This window comes from Pseudomonas sp. Je.1.5.c (assembly GCF_051129895.1).
In the GTDB taxonomy this organism is placed as follows: domain Bacteria; phylum Pseudomonadota; class Gammaproteobacteria; order Pseudomonadales; family Pseudomonadaceae; genus Aquipseudomonas; species Aquipseudomonas urmiensis.
Genome location: NZ_JBCPSP010000008.1, coordinates 160,917 through 182,953 on the forward strand (window position 1 = coordinate 160,917; position 22,037 = coordinate 182,953).

At 63.4% G+C, this 22,037-nt stretch carries 19 protein-coding genes; 1 reads left to right on the forward strand and 18 read right to left on the reverse strand.

Features of this window, described 5'->3' with window-relative positions; genetic code table 11:
* Positions 1-148: 148 nt before the first annotated feature.
* Both aldA and AAZU54_RS09510 read right to left on the reverse strand, forming a co-directional pair.
* Positions 149-1,582, reverse strand: coding sequence for an aldehyde dehydrogenase (aldA, locus tag AAZU54_RS09505; RefSeq protein WP_434727064.1), 1,434 nt, complete (start codon positions 1,580-1,582; stop codon positions 149-151).
* 7 nt (positions 1,583-1,589) lie between these two features.
* Positions 1,590-3,782 (reverse strand): PQQ-dependent dehydrogenase, methanol/ethanol family, encoded by a 2,193-nt coding sequence (locus AAZU54_RS09510; protein ID WP_434727065.1) that lies wholly within the window; start codon positions 3,780-3,782, stop codon positions 1,590-1,592.
* A gap of 302 nt (positions 3,783-4,084) precedes the next feature.
* Between AAZU54_RS09510 and AAZU54_RS09515 the strand changes: the two genes are divergently transcribed.
* A complete protein-coding gene (locus tag AAZU54_RS09515) occupies positions 4,085-5,092 on the forward strand; it encodes an aldo/keto reductase (RefSeq protein WP_186554389.1) in 1,008 nt (335 codons plus the stop codon).
* 43 nt (positions 5,093-5,135) lie between these two features.
* On the opposite strand, the gene AAZU54_RS09520 is transcribed toward AAZU54_RS09515, so the two are convergent.
* The 16 genes from AAZU54_RS09520 to benA all read right to left on the reverse strand — a co-directional run bounded on the left by AAZU54_RS09520 (position 5,136) and on the right by benA (position 21,771).
* Positions 5,136-7,373, reverse strand: coding sequence for a PAS domain-containing hybrid sensor histidine kinase/response regulator (locus AAZU54_RS09520; protein WP_434727066.1), 2,238 nt, complete (start codon positions 7,371-7,373; stop codon positions 5,136-5,138).
* Positions 7,303-8,454: a nitric oxide-sensing protein NosP gene (gene nosP / locus AAZU54_RS09525; RefSeq protein WP_312155389.1), complete on the reverse strand. Its 1,152-nt coding sequence runs from the start codon at positions 8,452-8,454 to the stop codon at positions 7,303-7,305. Before nosP ends, AAZU54_RS09520 begins: the two co-directional genes overlap by 71 nt.
* Positions 8,455-8,653: 199 nt before the next feature.
* A complete protein-coding gene (locus AAZU54_RS09530) occupies positions 8,654-8,872 on the reverse strand; it encodes a hypothetical protein (RefSeq protein ID WP_312155391.1) in 219 nt (72 codons plus the stop codon).
* A 78-nt stretch (positions 8,873-8,950) separates the two neighbouring features.
* Complete coding sequence (locus AAZU54_RS09535; protein WP_312155395.1) at positions 8,951-9,160, reverse strand: cold-shock protein; 210 nt, start codon at positions 9,158-9,160, stop codon at positions 8,951-8,953.
* 197 nt (positions 9,161-9,357) lie between these two features.
* Positions 9,358-10,059, reverse strand: a complete 702-nt coding sequence (locus AAZU54_RS09540; protein WP_405129467.1) for a TraX family protein — start codon at positions 10,057-10,059, stop codon at positions 9,358-9,360.
* Positions 10,060-10,061: 2 nt separating this feature from the next.
* The gene (locus AAZU54_RS09545) at positions 10,062-11,153 is read right to left on the reverse strand and encodes a metal-dependent hydrolase (RefSeq protein ID WP_186554385.1); all 1,092 of its coding nucleotides are present in this window, start codon (positions 11,151-11,153) and stop codon (positions 10,062-10,064) included.
* Positions 11,154-11,246: 93 nt separating this feature from the next.
* On the reverse strand, positions 11,247-12,497 hold the full coding sequence (locus AAZU54_RS09550; protein WP_186554384.1) for an OprD family porin: 1,251 nt from the start codon (positions 12,495-12,497) through the stop codon (positions 11,247-11,249).
* 74 nt (positions 12,498-12,571) lie between these two features.
* The gene (locus tag AAZU54_RS09555) at positions 12,572-13,774 is read right to left on the reverse strand and encodes a benzoate/H(+) symporter BenE family transporter (RefSeq protein ID WP_434727067.1); all 1,203 of its coding nucleotides are present in this window, start codon (positions 13,772-13,774) and stop codon (positions 12,572-12,574) included.
* Positions 13,775-14,069: 295 nt separating this feature from the next.
* Positions 14,070-14,996: a catechol 1,2-dioxygenase gene (gene catA / locus AAZU54_RS09560; protein ID WP_434727068.1), complete on the reverse strand. Its 927-nt coding sequence runs from the start codon at positions 14,994-14,996 to the stop codon at positions 14,070-14,072.
* Positions 14,997-15,036: 40 nt separating this feature from the next.
* Positions 15,037-15,327: a muconolactone Delta-isomerase gene (catC, locus tag AAZU54_RS09565; RefSeq protein WP_186554381.1), complete on the reverse strand. Its 291-nt coding sequence runs from the start codon at positions 15,325-15,327 to the stop codon at positions 15,037-15,039.
* Between the two features lie 28 nt (positions 15,328-15,355).
* The gene (locus tag AAZU54_RS09570; protein ID WP_434727069.1) at positions 15,356-16,477 is read right to left on the reverse strand and encodes a muconate cycloisomerase family protein; all 1,122 of its coding nucleotides are present in this window, start codon (positions 16,475-16,477) and stop codon (positions 15,356-15,358) included.
* Positions 16,478-16,508: 31 nt separating this feature from the next.
* Positions 16,509-17,837 (reverse strand): MFS transporter, encoded by a 1,329-nt coding sequence (locus AAZU54_RS09575; protein WP_434727070.1) that lies wholly within the window; start codon positions 17,835-17,837, stop codon positions 16,509-16,511.
* A 54-nt stretch (positions 17,838-17,891) separates the two neighbouring features.
* Positions 17,892-18,653, reverse strand: coding sequence for a 1,6-dihydroxycyclohexa-2,4-diene-1-carboxylate dehydrogenase (locus AAZU54_RS09580; protein ID WP_434727071.1), 762 nt, complete (start codon positions 18,651-18,653; stop codon positions 17,892-17,894).
* A 190-nt stretch (positions 18,654-18,843) separates the two neighbouring features.
* Entirely contained in the window at positions 18,844-19,854 is a 1,011-nt protein-coding gene (benC, locus tag AAZU54_RS09585; protein ID WP_434727072.1) for a benzoate 1,2-dioxygenase electron transfer component BenC, read from the reverse strand.
* 73 nt (positions 19,855-19,927) lie between these two features.
* On the reverse strand, positions 19,928-20,416 hold the full coding sequence (benB, locus tag AAZU54_RS09590) for a benzoate 1,2-dioxygenase small subunit (protein WP_186554376.1): 489 nt from the start codon (positions 20,414-20,416) through the stop codon (positions 19,928-19,930).
* On the reverse strand, positions 20,413-21,771 hold the full coding sequence (gene benA / locus AAZU54_RS09595) for a benzoate 1,2-dioxygenase large subunit (RefSeq protein WP_405129472.1): 1,359 nt from the start codon (positions 21,769-21,771) through the stop codon (positions 20,413-20,415). Before benA ends, benB begins: the two co-directional genes overlap by 4 nt.
* Positions 21,772-22,037 lie beyond the last annotated feature (266 nt).

Below are 22,037 nucleotides of genomic sequence, written 5' to 3' on the forward strand. Positions count from 1 at the left end.
GAAACGCTACGGGATCGTACCGCCGAATCTGGTCGATTGACCGGGCCGGCCTCTTCGCGGGCAAGCCCGCTCCCACAGGGTCAGTACAAACCTTACGGCTGGCGCTGTGCCTGTGGGAGCGGGCTTGCCCGCGAAGAGGCCAGTAGGATCAGCCTTGGATATAGACCACTTGGGTACGGGTGTATTCATACAAGCCATGCTTGCCATCCGCCCCACCGATCCCCGATTTGCGCGTACCGGCGTGGAAGCCCTGCATGGCCTCGAAGTTCTCCCGATTGATATAGGTCTCGCCAAAATCAAGCTCGCGGCTGGCCTTGAGCGCTGCATTGAGGTCGCGGGTATAGATCGACGAGGTCAGTCCGTACTCGCTGTCGTTGGCCAGTGCGATGGCCTGGTCAAGGTCGTCGATTACCTGGATCGGCAACACCGGGCCAAAAATCTCTTTGCGCATGATCTCCATGTCCGTCGCGCACCCGGCCAGCACCGTCGGCTGATAGTGGAAACCCGCCCCCAGGTCCGCCACCTGCCCGCCCGTTACCAATTGAGCGCCCTGGCCAACGGCGGTACGCACCATCTGCGCGACCTTGTCCAGGCCGGCCTGGTTGACCAGTGGGCCCATGTCCAGATCACTGTCCTTGGATGGGTCGCCATAGCGGGTGGCAGCCATGGCATGGGCGACTTTGTCGATGAACGCATCGGCCACCCCGCGCTGCACATACACGCGCTCGGCGCAGTTGCATACCTGGCCGGTATTGATCACCCGTGAGGCAACGATGGCGCGCACTGCCAGGTCAAGGTCGGCGTCAGCCAGGACGATGGCCGGTGCCTTGCCGCCGAGCTCAAGGTTGAGCTTGGTGATGTTCGGCGCTGCCGCCGCCATGATCCGCGCACCCGTAGCCACGCTACCGGTGAAGCTGACCAGGTCGATACCGGCATGGCTGCTCAAACCCTGGCCGACACTGGCACCGCTGCCGCCGACCACGTTGAACACCCCAGCCGGCAAGTCAGTTTCAGCGACCAGCTTGGCGAATTCATAGCAGTTGATCGGCGTCTCCTCGCTCGGCTTGATGACGATGGTGTTGCCGGTCAGCAAGGCCGGCGCCATCTTGCGCGCGATAAGGAAGAAGGGAAAATTCCAGGGCAGGATCCCGGCCACCACGCCCAAGGGCTTGCGCAGCAGGAAGATGTGTTCGTTGACGCGGTCGCTGGTCAGTACCTCACCTTCCAGGCGGCGCGCCCATTCGGCCATGTAATCCAGGTAATCGGCGGTGAAGTTCACCTCTACCATGGCCAAGCCGGCAACCTTGCCCTGCTCCTGGGTGATTGTGCGGGCCAAGCGCTCGGCATTGGCGCGCACCTTGCTGGCGATCTGGCGCAGGTAGCCTGCGCGCTCGATTGCAGGCTTGGCCGCCCAACCCTTTTGCGCCTGGCGAGCGGCGGCAATTGCCCGCTCGACCTGCTCGTTGGAAGATTCGGGCACCCTGGCCAGTAACTGGCCATTGGCCGGGTTGAACACCTCGATCAGTTGCTCACTGGCGACAAAGGCGTTGTCGATGTAGTTCTGATAGATCGCGTCGTGCATGGTCGTCTCACTCCTTGGGATTGTTGTCAGCCAGCGGCGTAGCGGCGCTTGGCTTGGCGCTGAAGCGCTGCCAGGCAGTGCCTTCGCCTTTGAGGTCATGGGCGCGCTTGATCAGGTATTGATGCACCTGCTCCACCTGCTCAGGTTTGAGCGCATCGGCGAACGACGGCATGCCATCGGGCACCCGGCCGCCATAGAGAATGCCGAGGAACATCTGGTGTTTTTCCGGCGTCAGCTTGCGCAAGTCCGGCAATACCCCGCCGCTCACTGCGTGAATGCCGTGGCACTGCGAGCAGTTACCGTCATACAGCGCAGCGCCGGCCGCCACGGTCTGCTCATCGGCGCTAAGCGCGGGCGGCTCAGGCGCGTCGGCCGGGGGTGGTGGTTCGCGCAGCACCGCGTTGCCACCAATCTTGTAGGTCAACACCTGGGAGAACGGCTGCACCCCGGCACGCAGCGACAGCGCGCCGGCGAAGGTCGAGAACGCTCCGCCCCAGCCGGCCATGAAGGTCACGTACTGTTCGCCGTCCACCGAATAGGTGATGGGTGCGGCCATCACCCCGCTGGCAGCGGGCGATTCCCAGAGTTTCTTGCCACTGTCGGCGGCATAGGCAATCACCCGCCCATCGGCGCTGCCCTCGAACACCAGGTTGCCGGCAGTGCTCAGGGTGCCGCCGTTGAAGATGGTGATGTAGGGCACTTCCCAGGCCGGCGCTTGCTTGACCGGGTCCCAGGCGATCAGCTTGCCCGACCAGGTCTTGGCCATGTCCAGCAGGCCATCCGGGCCTTCAGGCATCATCCCGGTACGCAGGCCGAGCTGATACACGCTCTTGAACGGGTTGCGCTTGGGCGCCTCGGGGATGTGCTCGTAGTAGGCCGACATGATGTGCGCCGGGATGTACACCAGCCCAGTGTTGGGGTTGTAGGACATCGGGTGCCAGTCATGCGCCCCCCAGAACGCTGGCGTCACCAGCTTGCGTTTGCCGTCTTTCCAGTAGGCGGCGGCCTGGTCATCGAAGATTGGCCGGCCGGTTTTCATGTCGATGCCCTTGGCCCAGTTCACCGGCACGATGTTCTTGGCCGATAACAGCTCACCGGTGGCCCGGTCGAGCACGTAGAAGAAGCCGTTTTTCGGGGCCTGCATCAGTACCTTGCGCTGTTGGCCGTTGATCGGCAGCTCGGCGAGGATCATGTGCTGGGTGGCGGTGAAGTCCCAGGCGTCGCCGGGGGTGGTCTGGTAGTGCCAGGCGTATTCGCCGGTATCGGCGTTGATCGCCACGATCGAAGACAAGAACAGGTTGTCGCCCTTGGCCTGGCTGCGCCATTTCGGATCCCAGGTCGAGCCATTGCCAACGCCGATGTACAACAGGTTCAGCTCCGGGTCATAGGCAAACGAATCCCAGGCGGTACCGCCGCCGCCCTGTTCGACGAAGGCATCGCCGTGCCAGGTTTTGCTGGCAATCTCCATGGCCTTGTCTTCCGGCGGCAACTTGGGGTCGCCCGGCACGGTGAAGAAGCGCCAGGCCTGCTTGCCGGTCTCGGCGTCATAGGCGGTGACATAGCCACGCACGCCGAACTCGGCGCCACCGTTGCCGATCACCACCTTGCCGTTGACCACCCGCGGGGCGCCGGTGATGGTGTAGCTGCGCTTGTCGTCGTTGCGCGTGTCGACCGACCAGACGCGCTTGCCGGTCTTGGCATCGATCGCTTCCAGGCGCCCGTCCAGCACGCCGACATAGACCTTGCCCTGCCACACCGCCACGCCGCGGTTGACCGCATCGCAGCAGGCTTCGCCGGCGCGGTGGCGGTCCGATTGAGGGTCGTACTTCCACAACAGCTTGCCGTTGCGTGCATCCAAGGCGTAGACCACCGAGAACGGGCCAGTGGTGTACATCACCCCATCGACCACAATGGGCGTGGCTTCCACCCCACGATCGAGGTCGAGCTTGTAGCTCCAGGCCAGGCCCAGTTGGTTGACGTTGGCATCGGTGATGTTCTTCAGCGGGCTGTAGCGCTGCTCATCGTAGGTGCGGCCGTGGCTCATCCAGTTGCCGGGCTCCTTGTCGGCATCGATGATGCGCTGGCCGTCGACCTGGGCGGCAAAGGCCGGGTTCAGGCAGGCCAGGGCGAACAAGGCGCAGCCTGCGGTGGTCATCAAGGCAGTGGGCAGGGGCCGGCGGTGCGGGCCTGATCGGGTCATCGGCGGATCTCCGTTTCTTGTTATTGGCGAAAGCTCAGGGCTGTCGACAACAGCAGGAGCAACGCCTGTGCCAGCGTTGCGCGATTGCCCTGAAACGCCGCGCCAGAGCGGTCTGTGTGTGAACCTTGAGCAGATCGCCCGCGACCACACTGAGCCATCGCTGACGCACCTGGCGCAGACCTGACACAGGTGTGTCATGCCCTTGGCCACAGTTGAAGCGTCAAGCCCAGCACCCTTTCAAAGCCTGCGGGATGTGTGTAAAACAATCCGATCACCCTGATGACCGGAAAAGGATCCAGCGCATGATCTACCGCCCTCTCGGCCGCAGCGGCCTGCAGGTTTCCGCCCTTACCCTGGGCAGCATGATGTTCGGCGAGCAGACCAGCACCGAAGATTCGCTGCGCATCATCGACAAGGCCTGGGACCAAGGCATCAACTTCATCGACACCGCCGACGTCTACAACGGTGGGCGCTCGGAGGAGATCGTCGGTGAGGCGGTGGCACGTCACCGCCAGGACTGGATCGTTGCCTCCAAGGCGGGCTTCGGCCCGGCAGAAGGTCTGCCCAACCGCAGCGGGCTGTCGCGCAAGCACCTGTTCAATGCCATCGAAGCGACCCTGACGCGGATGGGCACTGACTATCTGGACATCTACTACTTGCACCGCGAAGACCACAGGACGCCTCTTGAGGAGACTGTCCGGGCGATTGGCGAACTGCTGGCGCAGGGCAAGATCCGCTATTGGGGCGTTTCCAACTTCCGCGGTTGGCGCATCGCGCAAATCTGCAACGTGGCCGAGCGCCTGGGCGTGGCCAAGCCGGTGGTGAGCCAGCCGCTGTACAACATCGTCAATCGCCAGGCCGAGCCTGAGCAGTTGGCGGCTGCGGCTTTCCATGGCCTGGGCGTGGTGCCGTTCAGCCCGCTGGCCCGAGGCGTGCTCAGTGGCAAGTACGCTCCCGGTGCTCAGCCCGATGCCGGCAGCCGCGCCGGGCGCCAGGACAAGCGCATCATGGAAACCGAATGGCGCCAGGAATCGTTGAGCATTGCCCGCAAGATCCAGGCCTACACCGAGGCCAAGGGCGTGGGGATGGTCGAGTTCGCCATTGCCTGGGTACTGAACAACCAGCTGGTCAGCTCGGCTATCGTCGGCCCACGCACAGAGGCCCAGTGGGATACCTATGCCGGGGCGCTGCAGGTCAAGGTTACGGCAGAGGACGAAGCCTTCATCGATACGTTGGTGACGCCGGGGCATGCCTCAACGCCGGGGTTCAATGATGTGGCGCATTACGTCAGTGGGCGGATTGCCCGGTAGCTGCTCGGGGACCGCTGCAATGGCACGCGCAGCGGTCCCGGCTTTATACCTGCCCACCCAACAGATGACAGATAGCCGTTTTAAGCTTCATCGGCCTGACCGGCTTGTGCATCAAGGTATGGCCTAGCTCACGCACCTGCTGCTTGAGCTCATTGCTGTAGTTGGCGGTAATCATCAGCACCGCAATCGACCGATCGCGCCGCGCATTGATCGCAGCTACCGCCTCGATCCCGGTACGCTCATGATCCAGGTGATAATCGGCGATCAACAGCTCCACCCGCGCCCGCGCGACATTCACCTGCCGGGCCAAGTCCTCCTCGCTCAACGCCGTGGTCACCCTGCAGCCCCACTGCTGCAACAGGCTGCGCATCCCCTCGCAAATGGCCGCATCATTATCCAGCACCCAGATACGGACCCCCTGCAACGACTGCAAAATGGGCATGTGCCCCACCAGCGTGTGCGCCTGGCGCGGCACGCGCCGGCAGCACGGCACCTCGATCGAGAACACCGAGCCCTTGCCGGGTTGCGAGCGTAACTGCACCGGGTGGCCAAGGATGCCGGCAATCTTGTCGACGATGGCCAAGCCCAAACCCAAGCCACGGTCCTGATCGGGGCGCTGGGCCTCGCCACGCTTGAATTCCTGGAACACCTCGCCGCATTTGTCGGCGGCAATGCCGATTCCGGTATCCCACACCTCGATCGATACCTTGCGCCCACGCCGACGGCAGCCCAACAAGATCCGCCCTTTGGGCGTATAGCGGATGGCATTGCTGAGCAAGTTGCGCAAGATCCTCGCCAGCAACTGGACATCGCTGCGCACCCGCAAACGGCTGGGTACATAGGCCAGGCGCAGGCCTTCGCTGGCCGCCACCGTGGCGTATTCGGCGGCCAGGTTATCGAGCAAATCGCTCAGGGCGAAGCTGGCGACATCGGCGCGGATCACCCCGGCATCGAGCTTGGAGATATCCACCAACGTGCCCAACAGGTTCTCCACGCCATCGAGCGCATTGCTGACGTTGTGCACCAACGGCCCCACGCCCGGTTGCTCAAGCAAGGCGCTGGTGAACAGGCGCGCAGCGTTCAACGGCTGCAGCAGGTCGTGGCTGACCGCCGCGAGAAACTTGGTCTTGGACAGGTTGGCCTGCTCGGCCTCGGCCTTGGCTTCACGCAGGTTGGCTTCCATGCGCCGGCGCTGGTCGATTTCGCGCAGCAGTTGCTGGTTGAGGCAGGTCAGCTCGGCTGTGCGCTCATGCACCCGCAGCTCCAGGTGCTGATAGGCCTGGTGCAGCGCTTCGGCATGGGCATAGCGCTCGGTGATATCGGTGAAGGTATTGACGAAGCCGCCAGTGGGCAACGGATGGGTGCGGATTTCCAGCATGCGCCCATCGAACAGGCGCTGCTCCAGCTCATGTATCGGCTGGCCATGGTCATCGCGGCTGGCCGGCGTCAGCAGGGCCAGTTCACTGTCGGCAATCACATCGCAAAAGTGCCGGTGGCTGGCAATCGGCGCCAAGCCGCTGACCTCCAGAAACCTGCGGTTCCACAACTCCAGCACGCCTTCGGCATTGACCATGGCCAAGCCTTGCGACAGGTTGTCCACGGCGCGCTGGAGCAGGTACGACTTGTGCGCCAGGGCCTGCTCGCGGCGGTGATTCTCGCGCAGCTTGACCCGCGTGACATCGGTGAACAGCATCACCCGCCCGCCATCGCGGGTGGGCCGCTCGCTGACCTGCAGCCAGCGCTCATTGCGCAGCCGATACAGCGGTTGCTCGTCGATGCTTGCCCGCGGCTCCTCGCGCAACAGGCTGTGCATCAGGCGTTTGACCTCCACCAGGTGCATACCGCTGGCCACCCGTAGCCGGCTATTGGCCCATAGGGCCTTGAAGCGGCGATTGAACAACACCACGCGCAAGTCTGGATCGAACAGCACAAAGGCATCTGAGATGCTCTCGATAGCGTCCACCAGGCGCTGATGCGCGGTTTCGGCGCGCTGGTGAGCCTCGCTGAGCAACAGGTGGCTGGCCTTGAGTTCATGCAGCGCATGATTGAGCGCATCGGTGCGCTCGCGCACCTGTTCGGCCAACACCACTGAGTGCTGAAAGGCGGCAAAGGCATCATCGGGCCGCGCCGCGCCGGATTCGAGGCGCTCGATCAGCGCGGCGTTGATCCGCCTGAGCTTGGCGTTGTCCTTGTGTAGCTGGGCGATCTGCTCAGCTGGCAAGAGGCTCGCGGGGCCGTCCGATGGCAACGCCGGTGAAGGTCTGGTTGATGTGCATGCCATTGAACTGTTCCCCATAGGTGTTGAAACCCAGCACCTGCTGCTCCCGCAAGAACGCCCCAACCTCGGCCACACCGCCCTCGCCTTCCAGCTCCAGGCGGCGCAGCACGCAGTCGCAACCAATGGTCAGCAGCAACGGGCCAAGACGTTGCCGCAGCCCGGCAAACAACGCCTGCAAGTTGGCCAGCAACGGGCCCGGGCGCATGGCGGTGAGGACGATGCCATTCTCCACCGCACAGTAGAAACTCAGGCTACCGTCGTCATGCACCTGCTGGATGGCGCGCACGTAGTGCTTGTGGTTGATCCGCATCGCCAGCGGGTGGGCAGCGAACACGCGATGATCGAGCGCCGCTTGCGCCACACCGATCAGCTGCGCGTACTCCTGGGCGGCGGGCTCGGCGTTGAGTTCGTACACCCGGCGTAACTGGCGATCGGCACGGGTGACCACCAGCTTCTCCTGGCGAGGTTGGATGTGATCGGTACTGAACACCTCGAACTCAAGCCAGGTATTGACCAGCAGCAACACCGCCGCGCCGCTGTGAAAGGCGCCGTCGAAATACACATGGGTACGGCTCAGATGATTGTCATCGCCCGCCGAACCGCCAAATTGCGGGATATCACCCAACGCTGCGGCCAGGGCGGCGAGCACCACCTCTTCGCGGCTGGAAAGGCCATCGAACAGGGTCAGGGCAAAACTATGCCCCTTGATCGGCGCCAGGCTGTTGCCTCGGCACTCATCGACCAAGCGCGCCACCATTGCCTGGGCGTCCAGCAGGCTGAAACCGGGCATGGCTTCCACCAGGCCGGCGGCGATGGAGAAATAGCGCCGATCAAAACCCAGCGCGGTAATGCAGCCACGCCCGTAGCCCTCTGGGGTGAGCTCGCCAGCGCTGGTGCAGCCGACCAGGCGCACCTCGGCGAACTGCTTTTGCAATGCCGTAGCCAAGGCCGGCAGATCGTATTCGGCCGAACAGAAGAACAGCACCAAGCCCAGCTCGGCATGCAGCAACTGCTCGGCAAGCTCGCGCGCGGCCTGGGCGGCACTGCTGGCGCGCGAAAGTGCGCTGAGGACGCCTTCGCTCATGGTTCGGTTCCGTAGAGAGGGGAATGCCTTGGCGGCAGGATAGGCAAGCCAGGGGTTGGCTCGAATGCTACTTGCGTACTGGGTGGGGGTGGCATTGGTTGTAGGGGCTTGGGCGTATCGTCAATCGAACACCTGCATGAATGATGAAGAAAGGGCACTTCAGGCCCTTTTTTCAATGGTCTCAATACCCCATGCATCGCTAATGAAAGGAGGGCTCTGCATGCACTTCTATATTAGTAGCATACAGCCGCCCATCCGCTCGGCGTTCCACTTCGTAGGTCACAACCTGACCGTCACGGATGATAGCGTCGGGTTGTTTGAAGTCAGCCTCAAGAAACAGGATTGTTTCTTGCTGGCAACCGGTTGGCTCATTGAGTTGATGGGTCTCAAGTGTAGGCGCAAGGACATGTTTAGACATAGCAGTGCCTCCATACTTAAGGGTTTCCTCCTTACACTCACGTGTAGGGAGGAAGCGACCGTTGAAGTGTTGTATTGCTTACTTGGCTTCAACCTCTTCGGCCTGCATGCCTTTTGCGCCCTTCGCAGCAACGAAGGAGACCGCTTGGCCTTCTTTCAAGCTCTTGAACCCATCTGACTTAATGGATTTGAAGTGCACAAAAAGGTCCGCTCCTCCGTCTGCCGGAGTGATAAAGCCAAACCCTTTTTCGTCGTTGAACCATTTTACGGTGCCATCTTGTCGACTCATCTCTTCACCCTCGATCACTTCTAACAATTACATAACAATGCATGCTGCAAGAGCCTTCAGATCTGAACACTCCTGTACTCGCATCGTGGGCAATTTATCAAGCGAGCGATACTGGCAGTTTTACCAGGTCAGCCAGCTGCCTCGCAGCCCGAGGGTGGGCGAGTGCCGATACATTTCGTACAGAGCCTATAACACCTTCACAGGAGCCACTGCAGCCCCTTTATCAGTAGCAAGTGCAGCGGATAGAACAGATAACCCCAGCGGCCGACACGCGGCACACGCCTGTAATCCTGCCCCAGCAACCAACACCCTGCTGGGATCGCCAAGGCGGCCACGCTCAGGATCAGCACGGAGATCGGCAACAGCGGGTGCTCGCGCAACCAACTGTTGGTCAGATTGCCAGCAACTGCCAGGGCGCACGGCAGCAGCCAGGTTGCGCCCCTACGGCTTCTGGCAACGACGACCGCAGCCGGCAGTAATACGCCCGGCAGGCCATACATCAGCTGATCGCTGTATACAGCGGCGAACAGTGCCGCGCCTGCCGCAAGCCAACGCGCTGCCGATGGGCGGTGATGTACGCCCCAGGCGACCAGCAGGCCTAGGGTCAGCGTAGGGATCACGTTGAACGTCGTCGAGCCGTTGTCCAGCCACCGGTACGGCGCCTCGGAAACTACCGAGAACACCAGCAACCAACCCAGATACCGGGCACTTGTGGCGCTCGGCCAGGCAAGCGGATGGCTGCGCCCAACGTTGATGGCCAAGGCCAGTGCAAACAACGGAAACGCCAGCCGGCCAACGATGAACAGGCCGTCAGCCTGCGGCCACAGGTAACGCAGGTGGTCGGCGACCATGGTCAAGATCGCCAGCCACTTGACCAGGTCCAACCCGGCCGAGCGCATGCTCAGCGGCCAGGCTCGGGCGCTGCGGCATGGCCCAGGTACTTGGCGGTCCAGGCCGCCAGCGGCAGCGGTGGCTGCTGATCGAAGATGCGTCGCCAGATCAGCGCCAGGTCATGCCCATTGAACATCGAATTGGGCGCCGTGCCCGACCACGCCGACGGCGTGCCGACGATCCACTGCCCGTGCCCATCGCGGCGGGCCATCTGGAAGCGGAAGGTGTAGTTGCCCGGGATACCCATGCGCAAATCGGTCACCACCAGCGCATCGCCAACCACGTCATAGCGCAACCAGTCGCCGGTGAACCAGCGCAGGCGCTCGTGCAAGGGGGCGCCTTGCAGGGGCTTGGCCGCTTCCAGGTTGAGCGACTGGCGGAGCATTTCCGGGGGCTGGCGATCGAACGCGCTGCTGACGCCTTCGTAGTAATGGCCGTCCGCGGTCTTGGCCATTACCCGCCAGACCAGGCTGTTGAACGCGATAGGCACTGCACGCACCTCGCTTACGGCGATGCCCTGCTGGTCCAGTGCAGCCTGAAAGCGCGCCTCTGCGGCCATGCGACTGGCCAGGCCCAAGCCCAGGTAGGCGGTAGTCAACAGCAGCGTAGCCGTGAGCAGTGTAGTTGCCCTGCCCTGCAAGCCCTTGAACCCGGCGATCAGCACCACTGCCAACAATGGCAAGGTGTAGACCGGGTCGATGATGAACACCGCCGCCCAGCTTTCGGGGGTGAAATGCAGCGGCCAGAACAGCTGGGTGCCATACACGGTGAAGGCGTCGAGCACGGGGTGGGTGATCAGTACCAGCCAGAACGCCAGGAACAACCGTGGCCAGCGATAGCCTTTTTGCGGCCAGTAGCGCTGGCCAAGCCAACTCACCAGCCAGGCCAGCAGTAGTGCGAGGCCGGTGAGGACGAACACGGAATGGGAAAAGCCCCGGTGGTAGGTCATCTGCGACACCGGGTCGGCGTAGCGGATGATCACATCCAGGTCAGGCAAGGTGCCCAGGGCGGCGCCATAAAGCAGCGAGCGCCGGCCCTGGATGCGGCCGAGCACGCTGCCCTGCAGCGCGGCGCCGAGCACGGCTTGGGTGATTGAGTCCAAGGAAACGATCTCAAGTAGGTGGTTTGGGCAACCTACCTGCATCCTGTTCGACAGTGCAAATGCAATCGGCGTCCACGCCGAGCGTTGAACACTTCAGAACAACTGCCAGGTGTACACCAGGATCAGCCGATTCTCGTCGATATCGCTGCGATAGTTGGACCGTGCCATGGCGTTGCGCACGCGGATCCCCAGGCCCTTGAGCACGCCGCTTTGTACCGCGTAACCAATGTCCAGGTCGCGTTCGCGGTCCTTGCCCTCATAGCCCAGGCCGGTATCGACATTGTTACCGGTGATGTAGCGCACGGTCGCGGTCAACCCCGGAATGCCCATGGCGGCGAAGTTGTAGTCGTAGCGCAGTTGGTAGGAGCGTTCATCGGTGTAGGCGAACTCGTAGGTGGGCACCTCGTTGCCCAGCGGGGTGATGTTGGCGAACACCCGTGGGAATGGGCTGTCGCCATAGATGCCCTGATAGCCGACGTGGAAACTATGCCCGCCATGCTTGGCCGTCAGCAGCGAGAAAAACGCCTGGTTGTCGATCCGGCCGAGCAAGGCGTCGCCGTCCTCGCGGGCGGTGAAGTAACCCAGGTTGGCGCTGAGCAGCCAGTCGCCCACGGGCGTGTTGTGCTTGAGGCCGACGAAGCCCTGCTGGTAGATGTCCTGCAACTGGCCATACCAGAGGCTGGCGGAGGTCTGGTTGGCATTGAAGGCATAGTCGCCGCCCAGGTAGTTGAAGGCGTCGCTGGCGGCCTGACGCATCGGCACATGGCCGAGCATGGCATTGAGTTTGTCGTCACCGCCTTCGTTGCGCAGGTGAGTGGACGACAGATGCCCTGCCTGCAAGGTCAGGCCAGCGAGTTCGGCAGAGTTGAGGCTCACGCCCTGGTAGGTCGGCGGCAGCAAGCGGATATCGCTGAAGGTCAGCACTGGCAGGTTGGGTTGCAATTCACCGACACGCAGCTCGGTTTTCGAGACGCGGGCCTTGAAGGTCGGTGCCAGGCGGCTGTACTCCCCCGCCGCACGGCCATCGCCATGCACCGGCAACAGGCCGGTGTTGACCCGGTCGGGGCTGCTGTCCAGGCGGATGCCGAGCAAGCCCAAGGCGTCCACCCCAAAACCTACCGGGCCTGGGGTGTAGCCTGATTTGAAGTCGAGGATAAAGCCTTGGGCCCATTCCTCGGCCTTGGATTGCGGGTTGGCGCCGACGATATCGGAGAAATCCCGGCTGAAATAGTAATTGCGGGCGCTGAGGCTGGCCTTGGCGTCTTCGAAAAATCCGCCTTCAGCGGCCAGCAGTGGTTGGCTGAGCAAGCTGATGCCCAGGGCGACACAAGGGGTATGGTTCATTGCGAAGCTCTCTATGATCTTGTTGTTATGGGTAAAGCGCTGCAATTACGGGGTTGTGCGTGCACAGGCTCCTTTCAGGGGCTACGGCGCAGGGCCGCGCCAGGTTGTCGTGGCCGGCCAATCGCCAGCAGCGCATGGGCGCCAAGGCCGAACAGCAGCCCCCAGAACGCCGCCGACAAACCGAGGAACGACACCCCGGATGCCGTTACCAGGAAGGTAAACAGCCCAGCATCACGCTCCTGCGGCTCGGCCAGGCTGCGCGCCAGGGCTTCGCTGATCGCGCCGTACAGGGCAAGCCCGGCCAGAGCGGCGATCAAGGCGGCGGGGAATGCGGCGAACAACGACATCAGGGTCGCCCCGGCAATGCCCAGCAGCAGGTACAGGGCGCTGCCCGAAAGCGCCGCGATATAGCGCCGGCGCGGGTTTTCGTGCGCTTCGCGGCCGGTGCACAGGCTGGCGGTGACGGCCGCCAGGTTGAGCCCGTGGCACGCGAATGGGGCAAGCACTAGCCCGCCCACTGCGCTGGCCGTGATCAGGGGGCTGGCCGGCGTCGGGTAGCCGGCGTTACGCAGCACGGCCATGCCCGGCATGAACTGCCCGGTCAAGGCCACCAGCACCATCGGCACCGCCAGGCTGAACAGGGCAGCCAAGCTGAAGTGCGGCGTGATGAATTGCGGCGAGGCCAACTCGAGCACCAGCGCTTCACTGCGCAGTTGGCCGCTCAATAGCGTGACCGCGGCGCCGACGCACAGCACAGCGGCCACGGCGTAGCGTGGTTGCAGCCGGCGCATCAGCAGGTACGTGACGAACATCGCCAGGACCAATGCGGGCTGTACCGGCAAGGCGCGGAATACTTCGATGCCGAAACTGAACAGGATACCGGCCTGCATGCCGGCGGCAATCGAGCCGGGCAGACGCGCGATCAGCCGGTCGAAAGCGCCACTGACACCGATCAGCAGCAAGATCAGGTTGGCGAGCAGGTAGGCGCCGATGGCCTGCTCCAGGCCAAGCTGTGGCAAGGCGGTGACCAGCAGTGCCGAGCCTGGGATCGACCAGGCGATGACCACGGGCACGCGATAGCGCAGGCTGAGTAGCGCACCGAGCACGGCGCTGCCCATGGACACCGCCCAGACCCAGGAAGACAACTGGGCGTGGGTCAAGTCGGCGGCCTCGGCGGCATGGAAGATGATCACCAGCGGGCCGGCATAGGAGATCATCGTCGCGATCAGGCCAGCAACGATGGCAGACAGTGAGCAATCCTTGAACAGGTCTTTCATGTGACCTCTGGCAAGACATCGGGCCGGCCTGGTGGCTGGCTCTTGTTTTTGTATAGGGATGCAAGGGCTAGGCCCTTGATCGCGGGGCAAGCCCGCTCCCACGCCAATCTGCTGCCACACATCGGCGTGGGAGCCATCGGCCGGCCTGGGTGACCGGCTCTGGTTTTTGTAGAGGGGGCAAGGGCTACGCCCTTGATCGCGGGGCAAGCCCGCTCCCACGCCAATCTGCTCCCACGCAAACGGGCTTGGCTGCAAGCAGGCCGGCGTGGGAGCGGGCTTGCCCCGCGATTGCCCCTTAGGCCTGCTGCAACGCCCGCGGCCGGCCACTGCGCTGTTCGGCGTCACTGCCCGGGGCCTTTTGCAGCTGGAAGTCGAACTTGAGCTCGGCATAGCGCCCGGCCACACCCCGTGCGCCGTCCTCGCGGAACTCGACCTCACCGACCAGCCCATCACGGGTGGCATAGGCGAAGTCGTCCCACAGGTACTTGTCCCCGGCCAGGTTGATCTGGGTGGTCAGGTGCCGGTGGCCAGGCGCCGAGATGAAGAAGTGCACATGCGCCGGACGCTGGCCGTGCCGCCCCAGCAGATCCAGGCACTCCTGGGTCGGCCCCTGCGGATCGCAGCCATAGCCGGAGGGCACGATGGAACGCGCGCGGTAGCGCCCTTCAGCGTCCGTGACGATGCGTCGGCGCAGGTTGTACTCGGACTGGCTCTGATCGAAGAACGAATAGGTGCCACGGGTATTGGCATGCCACAGGTCAACCGTAGCCCCGGCCAGCGGCTGGCCGTTGGGGTCGAGCACCTGGCCTTCGAGGAACATCACCGTGGCCACGCCCTCCTCGCTGCCGTCATCCATGCGCACCTGGCCTTCGGCAAGCGGCGCACCGGCCACATACAACGGGCCTTCAATGGTCCGTGGAGTGCCGCCGGTGAGGCCAGCCTCGGCGTCCTTGGCGTCCTGCAGCAGGTCGAGGAAGTGCTCCAGGCCCAGCCCCGCCACCAGCAGCCCGGCTTCACCGCGCCCGCCCAGCCGATTGAGGTAGTCGACGGCCTGCCAGAACTCGTCTTCGCTGATCTGCAGGTCCTCGATCAGCTTGGCGCTGTCGTGCAACACCCGCTGGATGATGCGCTTGAGGCGTGGGCTGCCTTGATCATTGGTAAAACCGGCAGCCTGCTCGAAGAACTTCTGGATATCAGCAGTGTGGGAAATCTTCACGGTCATGATTGCGTACCTCTGTTGTTCTTGTGCGAGTCGGTGGAAATCAGCGGTCGTCGGCATGCACCGACGAGGGGTGGCGACACAGGCCGTTGACCTCGATGTCCATGTACGGGAACAGCGGCAGCTGCATCAGCGTGTCGTGCAACGCCTCGACACTGGGCACATCGAACACGCTGTAGTTGGCGTAATGCCCGGCGATGCGCCACAGGTGGCGCCAGGTGCCGTCGCGTTGCAGGCGCTGGGCCAGCTCCTTCTCGTCGGCCTTGAGCTGGGCGGCTTTGGCCGGGGCCATATCGGGCGGCAGTTTCACGGTCATCTTCACGTGGAAGAGCATGGGCAGTTCTCCTTCGATCAAGTCAGGTTCAGCGGCGGGCAAAGCGCGTCAGGCGCGCTTCATTCAGGTTCAGGCCCAGGCCCGGGCTGCGTGGCACGTGCAGCTGGAAGTCGTGGTAGCGCGGCGGCTCGGTGACGATGTCCTCGGTCAGCAGCAGCGGGCCGAACAGCTCGGTGCCCCAGGTCAGCTGGCGCAGGGTGAGGAAGGCGTGGGCCGAGGCCAGGGTGCCGATGGCACCTTCGAGCATGGTTCCGCCGTACAGGGCGATGCCGGCCGCCTCGGCGATCTGCGCGGTGCGCAGCACGGCACGGGGGCCGCCGTTCTTGGCGATCTTCAGGGCGAAGATGCTGGCGGCGCCGTCGGCGGCGAGGCTGAAGGCATCCTCGACGCTTTCGATCGACTCATCGGCCATGATCGGCGCCGGGCTGCGTTGGTTCAGGCGGATCTGCCCGCCACGGTTGATGCGCGAGATCGGCTGTTCGATCAGGTCAATGCCGTTGTCGCCCAGCACCTGGCAGGCGCGGATGGCTTGCGACTCGTCCCAATACTGATTGACGTCGACGCGTACGCTGGCGCGCTCGCCCAGCTCGCGCTTGATCGCCACCACGTGCTTGAGGTCCTGCTCCAGCGGGTTGGCGCCGATCTTCAGCTTGAACAGGCGATGCCGGCGAATGTCCAGCATGTGCTCAGCCTCAGCGATGTCACGGCTGGTATCACCGCTGGCCAAGGTCCAGGCCACTTCCAGGCTGTCGCGCACGCGGCCGCCGAGCAGCTCACTGACGGCCAGGCCCAGGCGCTTGCCCTGGGCATCGAGCAGTGCGCTTTCGATCCCGGACTTGGCGAAGGTGTTGCCCTTGGCCAACTTGTCCAGCTTGAGCATCGCAGCATTGATGTTGTCCGCCGCCAGGCCGATCAACGCTGGCGCCAGGTGCGCATCGATGTTGGCCTTGATCCCTTCCGGGCTTTCGTAGCCGTAGGCCAGGCCGCCAATGGTGGTGGCCTCGCCGATGCCCTCGACGCCGTCGCTGCAACGCAGGCGCAGCACCACCAGGGTCTGCTGCTGCATGGTGTGCATGGCCAGCTTGTGCGGGCGGATGGTCGGCAGGTCGACGATAATCGCCTCCAGCCGTTCGATAGTCGGGCTTGTCATGCAAGGCCTCCAGTTGGCTAAAGTCACAGGGTCACGCCTGGGCCGCCGTGGCCAGGCCGTGGCGCCGGCTGCTGGCCAGGTGCACGGCCATGGCCAGCGCGGCAATCGCGCCGGGGATGGCAAAGGCGATGAAATTAAGTTGCAGCGGCAGGTTGATGCCCATCAGCGCACCGCCCAGCAGCGGGCCGACGATGGCGCCATTGCGGCCAATGCCTGAGGCCCAGCCAAGGCCGGTTGAGCGCACCGACAGGCCGTACAGTTGCGCAGCGCCGGCATACAGCAGGATTTGCGTGCCGATGGTGGTGGCGCCGGCGATGAAGATCAGCAGGTACAGCACCGGCATCGGGCTGTTGACCCCTAGCAGGCTGATCGACACGGCCGCCGCAATGAAGAACGCGACCTTGACCTTGACCAGGTTGTAACGATCGCCCAGCCAGCCGCCGAGAATCGCCCCAGCCATGCCGCCAAAGTTCAACGCCAGCAGGAACGATAGGCTCGAACCCAGGCTGTAGCCGGCGTTGGCCATCAATTTCGGCAACCAGGAGCTGAGCGCATAGACCATCAGCAAGCAGCAGAAGAACGCCAGCCACAGGGCCAGGGTGCGTACCGCCAGGCCGTCGCGAAACAGCTCCAGCACCGAGGCGCCCTTGCCTTTGCGATCGTTGGCCTGCAATTGATCATCTGCCTGCACATCACACTCTGGGTCCAGGCGTTTGAGCAGCGTGCGCGCCTCTTCGGTGCGGCCCTGGCGAACCAGAAAACCAATCGACTCGGGCAGGTAGTAGAGAATCAGCGGCAACAGCAGCAAGGGCAGCGCAGCGGCGAAGAACATCGACTCCCAGCCAAACCGCGGCAGCAAGAAGATCCCTACCCCGGCCGAGAGCATGCCGCCCAGCGAATAGCCGCTGAACATGATCGCCACCAGGGTGCTGCGCAGGCGTTTGGGCGCGTATTCATTCATCAGCGCCACGGCATTGGGCATCAAGCCGCCGCAGCCAAGCCCGGCGATAAAGCGGTAGATGCCGAACTCGCTTGGGCTGCTGGCAAAACCATTGACAATGGTCGCGCCGGAAAACAAGGCGAAACAGATGGCGATGCCCTTCTTGCGTCCGATGCGGTCGGCCAGGCTGCCGAAGACCAAGGCGCCGAACATCATGCCGAACAGCGCATAGCTGCCCAGCGCACCGGCTTGCAGGGGCGTCAGGCCCCACTCCTTCATGATCACCGGCAGTACCACGCCGTAGATGAACAGGTCATAGCCGTCGAAGATCAGCAGCAGGCCGCACCAGGCCATGACCATCCAGTGAAACGGCGTGAAGCGGGCATTATCGATGATCGGGTGGACGTCAATAGTTCGCATGGCATCTGTCTCTGTTGTTTTTGTTGTGTGAGGTGAACCTTGCCGGGCAGGCAATCAGCCGAGATCGCCGCCCCCCACCGGCAGGGTTACGCCGGTGATATAGGAGGCTTCATCGGAGGCGAGGAAGAGGATCGCGCTGACCTGCTCATCGATGCTGCCGTAGCGTTTCATCAGGCTGCTGTCGAGGGTCTGGGTGACGATCTGCTGGTACCAGGCCTTGTCTTGCTCGCTCTGCTCGACGTCATTGCGCGGCACCCGGCGCGGCGGGGCCTCGGTGCCGCCAGGCGCGGTGGCGTTGACCCGGATGCCCCGGCCTGCGGTCTCGAAGGCCAGGCATGCGGTGAGGGCGTTGACGCCACCCTTGGCCGCGCCATACGGCACGCGATTGACTCCCCGGGTGGCAATCGATGACACGTTGACGATGGCGCCGCTGTTGCGTTCGAGCATGTACGGCAGCGCGGCGTGGCAGCACCACAGGGTGGGGAACAGCGAGCGGCGGACCTCGGCCTCGATCTGCTCGACCTCATAGTGTTCGAACGGCTTGGCCCAAATGGTGCCGCCGACGTTGTTGACCAGGATGTCGAGGCGGCCGAAGGTCTCGACCGCCTGGGCCATGACCCGGGCGCACTCGCTGTGTTGTTCAAGGTCGGCGGTGAGGGTCAGCATGCCCTCCCCGGCCAACTCATGGACCCATTCCGAACGGTCCACTGCAATGACCTGCGCGCCCTCGGCCTTGAGCCGCCAGCACACGCCACGGCCGATGCCTTGGGCGGCGCCGGTGACCAGGGCGACCTTGCCTTGGAATCTAGCGTTCATCGTTGCCTCCTTGTTGGCGCGGTCGTGGCAGCGGGCTTGCCCGGCGATTGGAACTGCCAGGCCATCGCCGGCGCATGTCCGTTCGCTATCGCCGGGCAAGCCCGCTCCCACGCCATCACCCACTGTGTGCTTCAGGTAATAAAAAAGAGGCCGCCAGCACCCGCACGATGCGGGCGGCCCCAACAAAGGTTCAGGCTGCTGCTGCGAACTTCTCGTAGTAGAAGTTGGCCGGGGTAATGCCCTGCTCGCGGATGTACTGGCTGACCGCCTCGACCATCGGCGGTGGGCCGCACAGGTACACGTCCACATCACCTTGGTTGAGGTGGCCCGGTTCGATGTGCTGGGTCACGTAGCCCTTGTGTGGATACTGGCTGTCCGGGTTGGCCACACAGGCGCTGAAGGTGAAGTTGGGGATGCGCGCAGCAAACGCCTGCAAGCGGTCCAACTCGACCAGGTCGAAGTCGTTGGTCACGCCGTAGATCAGGTGCAGCGGGTGCTCGCTGCCGGCCTCGGCGATCTTCTCCAGCATCGCCGTGAACGGCGCCAGGCCCGTGCCGCCGGCCAGCAGCAACAGTGGCCGGTGGATCGCGCGCAGGTAAAAGCTGCCCAACGGGCCGGCCAGGGTCATGCTGTCGCCGGTCTTGGCAAGGCTGGTGAGAAAACTGCTCATCAGCCCGCCCGGCACGTTGCGAATCAGGAAGCTGACCTCGCCATCCTTGGGCAATGAGCTGAATGAATAGGCGCGGCTCTGCTCGCTACCCGGCACCTTCAGATTGACGTATTGCCCCGGCAGAAACGCCAGGCTGCTCAGCGACTCGCCCTTGATCGACAAGGCGATGGTGCTTTCGGACAACTGCCGCACATCGCTGATGGCCGCCTCGAAACTGGCCTGCTCGGTCTTGCACAGCTGCGAGGAAGCCGGGATGCGCACGACGCAATCGGACTCGGCGCGCATCTGGCAGGTGAGCACGTAACCCTGGGCGATTTCCTCCTCGCTCAAGGCATCCTCGATGAAGTTGTCACCCAGGTCATAGCGGCCGGACTCAGCTTGACACTTACAGGTGCCGCAGGCGCCGTCGCGGCAGTCCAGCGGGATGTTGATGCCTTGGCGGTAGGCGGCATCGGCAACGGTTTCCTGGCCATCGGCCTGGATGAAACGGGTAACCCCGTCTTCGAAATTCAGTGCGATCTGGAAGCTCATGGTGCACCTCGCAGGCGAGCCTGGCCGCGGCGCGCCAGAGGGCGCCCCGAACGGCACTCGCCAAGACCTGAAGTCAGATGTGGTAGATGTCGATGACCTGGCGAACGTAGTCGTTCTTCAGCACCACTTTCTTGGCCAGAATCTGCGGCTGCTCGCCGCGCAGATCGAGGGTGTAGAAGCTGCTGCCAAAGTAGCTGTCGGTGGTCTTGTAGCGAAAACTCAAGGTGTGCCAGTTGAAGCGCACCAGGCACTGCTCTTCGCTGCGTTCGACGATCTCGATATTGCTGATGTTGTGGGAGGTGCGTGTGTCCGGCACGGTGGCGCTGGAGCGCTCGGTCTTGATACGGAACACGCGGTCTTCCAGGCCACCGCGATTGCCGTACCAGATCAGCGAGATCTCGCTCTGCGGATCCTCGGTGAGCTGGTCGTTGTCGTCCCAGGATGGCATCCAGAAGGTCGCGTCGGCGGCGTACAGCTCCAGCCACTGATCCCACTGGGCATCATCCAGGTAGCGCGCCTCGCGGTAGAGAAAATCGCGCACGCTGTCATAGAGATCGCTCATCGCACGGCCTCCACGGGAATCAGCTGTGGTTCCTGCTCAAGGGCCTTGAGCATGGTTTCTTGCCAGTACTTGTGCTGCAGCACGAACAGCCCTTCATCCTCGGTGCGCACCCCCGACAGCAGCGGTTGCAGCTGGATTTCCTGAGCCGCCTCGTCGGCGCCCTCGACCCAGTGCTTGGCACCGCGGGACATGTCGTTCCAGCCGGTGCCGCCGCCGTAGCCGGTCTGGCACGAGCGGAACTCTTCCAGGTCATCCGGGGTGGCCATGCCACTGACGTTGAAGAAGTCTTCGTACTGGCGGATACGCTTGGCCCGGGCCTCGCGGCTCTCACCCTTGGGGGCGATGCAGTAGATGGTGATCTCGGTCTTGTTCACCGAAATCGGCCGGGCGATGCGGATCTGCGAGCTGAACTGGTCCATCAGATAGACGTTGGGGTACAGGCACAGGTTGCGCGAATTCTCGATCATCCAGTCGGCGCGGGCCTGGCCGAAGTCCGCCGCCAGTTGCTCGCGGCGCTCATAGGCCGGGCGATCTTCAGGGTTGGCCCAGCGGGTCCAGAGCAGCAGATGGCCGTGGTCGAACGAGTAGAAGCCCCCGCCCTGCTTGGCCCAGGCGCCGGCGCTCATGGTCTTGATCTCGTCACCGCTCTCGCGTTGTTTGCGCTGGCTCTGGGTGGCGGCATAGTTCCAGTGCACGGAGCTGACGTGGTAGCCATCGGCGCCGTTCTCGGCGGTGAGCTTCCAGTTGCCCTCGTAGATGTAGGAGCTGGAGCCACGCAGCACTTCCAGGCCTTCTGGCGACTGGTCGACGATCATGTCGATGATCTTGGCCGACTCGCCCAGGTGCTCGACCAGCGGCTTGACCTCGGCATTGAGGCTGCCGAACAAGAAGCCACGATAGGACTCGAAGCGCGCGACCTTGGTCAGGTCGTGGGAGCCGTCGCAGTTGAAGCTGTCGGGGTAGCCGGCGTTGCTTGGGTCTTTGACCTTGAGCAGCTTGCCGCTGTTGTTGAAGGTCCAGCCATGGAATGGGCAGGTGTAGCTGGACCGGTTGCCGCGCTTGTGCCGGCAGAGCATGGCGCCACGGTGGCTGCAGGCGTTGAGGAAGGCATTGAGTTCGCCGTCCTTGTTGCGTGCAATGAAGATCGGCTGACGGCCCATGGTCAGGGACAGGAAGTCATTTTTTTCGGGGATCTGGCTTTCGTGGGCCAGGTAGATCCAGTTGCCTTCGAAGATGTGTTTCATCTCCAGGTCAAATAGGCGCGGGTCGGTGAACATCTCCCGCTTGCAGCGGTAGACGCCCGATTCCCGGTCGTCCTCGAGCATGGCATTGAGGTAGTCGAATCCCAGGGACATGGCCAGGGTCTCCAATTGTTATTGTTTCAGGCCAGGTCAGGTTATGTGGCGGGGGTGTTACGCAATATCCGCTTCGTGCAGAGTGTTATCCGTTTTGTGCAGGCAGATTGGGTTTATCCATGGGTGATGGCGGCGCCTGAGCTGGCGTTATCTGTCGATAGTGACAGGTGTGGTGGATAGTCGGACGCCATCGCGGGGCAAGCCCGCTCCCACCAGTCACGGGGGAGCCGGCTTGCCCCCCCATGAGGCCGGAACAAACAACACAA

What these genes read in the sequence shown, in the direction of transcription:
- catC (WP_186554381.1), bottom strand. Translation starts at nt 15,327, where the DNA reads ATGCTCTTCCACGTGAAGATGACCGTGAAACTGCCGCCCGATATGGCC.
- AAZU54_RS09540 (WP_405129467.1), bottom strand. Translation starts at nt 10,059, where the DNA reads ATGCGCTCGGCCGGGTTGGACCTGGTCAAGTGGCTGGCGATCTTGACC.
- AAZU54_RS09535 (WP_312155395.1), bottom strand. Translation starts at nt 9,160, where the DNA reads ATGAGTCGACAAGATGGCACCGTAAAATGGTTCAACGACGAAAAAGGG.
- AAZU54_RS09580 (WP_434727071.1), bottom strand. Translation starts at nt 18,653, where the DNA reads ATGAACGCTAGATTCCAAGGCAAGGTCGCCCTGGTCACCGGCGCCGCC.
- AAZU54_RS09555 (WP_434727067.1), bottom strand. Translation starts at nt 13,774, where the DNA reads ATGAAAGACCTGTTCAAGGATTGCTCACTGTCTGCCATCGTTGCTGGC.
- AAZU54_RS09530 (WP_312155391.1), bottom strand. Translation starts at nt 8,872, where the DNA reads ATGTCTAAACATGTCCTTGCGCCTACACTTGAGACCCATCAACTCAAT.
- AAZU54_RS09570 (WP_434727069.1), bottom strand. Translation starts at nt 16,477, where the DNA reads ATGACAAGCCCGACTATCGAACGGCTGGAGGCGATTATCGTCGACCTG.
- catA (WP_434727068.1), bottom strand. Translation starts at nt 14,996, where the DNA reads ATGACCGTGAAGATTTCCCACACTGCTGATATCCAGAAGTTCTTCGAG.
- aldA (WP_434727064.1), bottom strand. Translation starts at nt 1,582, where the DNA reads ATGCACGACGCGATCTATCAGAACTACATCGACAACGCCTTTGTCGCC.
- AAZU54_RS09515 (WP_186554389.1), top strand. Translation starts at nt 4,085, where the DNA reads ATGATCTACCGCCCTCTCGGCCGCAGCGGCCTGCAGGTTTCCGCCCTT.
- benA (WP_405129472.1), bottom strand. Translation starts at nt 21,771, where the DNA reads ATGTCCCTGGGATTCGACTACCTCAATGCCATGCTCGAGGACGACCGG.
- AAZU54_RS09575 (WP_434727070.1), bottom strand. Translation starts at nt 17,837, where the DNA reads ATGCGAACTATTGACGTCCACCCGATCATCGATAATGCCCGCTTCACG.
- AAZU54_RS09550 (WP_186554384.1), bottom strand. Translation starts at nt 12,497, where the DNA reads ATGAACCATACCCCTTGTGTCGCCCTGGGCATCAGCTTGCTCAGCCAA.
- benB (WP_186554376.1), bottom strand. Translation starts at nt 20,416, where the DNA reads ATGAGCGATCTCTATGACAGCGTGCGCGATTTTCTCTACCGCGAGGCG.
- AAZU54_RS09510 (WP_434727065.1), bottom strand. Translation starts at nt 3,782, where the DNA reads ATGACCCGATCAGGCCCGCACCGCCGGCCCCTGCCCACTGCCTTGATG.
- AAZU54_RS09520 (WP_434727066.1), bottom strand. Translation starts at nt 7,373, where the DNA reads ATGGCATGCACATCAACCAGACCTTCACCGGCGTTGCCATCGGACGGC.
- nosP (WP_312155389.1), bottom strand. Translation starts at nt 8,454, where the DNA reads ATGAGCGAAGGCGTCCTCAGCGCACTTTCGCGCGCCAGCAGTGCCGCC.
- benC (WP_434727072.1), bottom strand. Translation starts at nt 19,854, where the DNA reads ATGAGCTTCCAGATCGCACTGAATTTCGAAGACGGGGTTACCCGTTTC.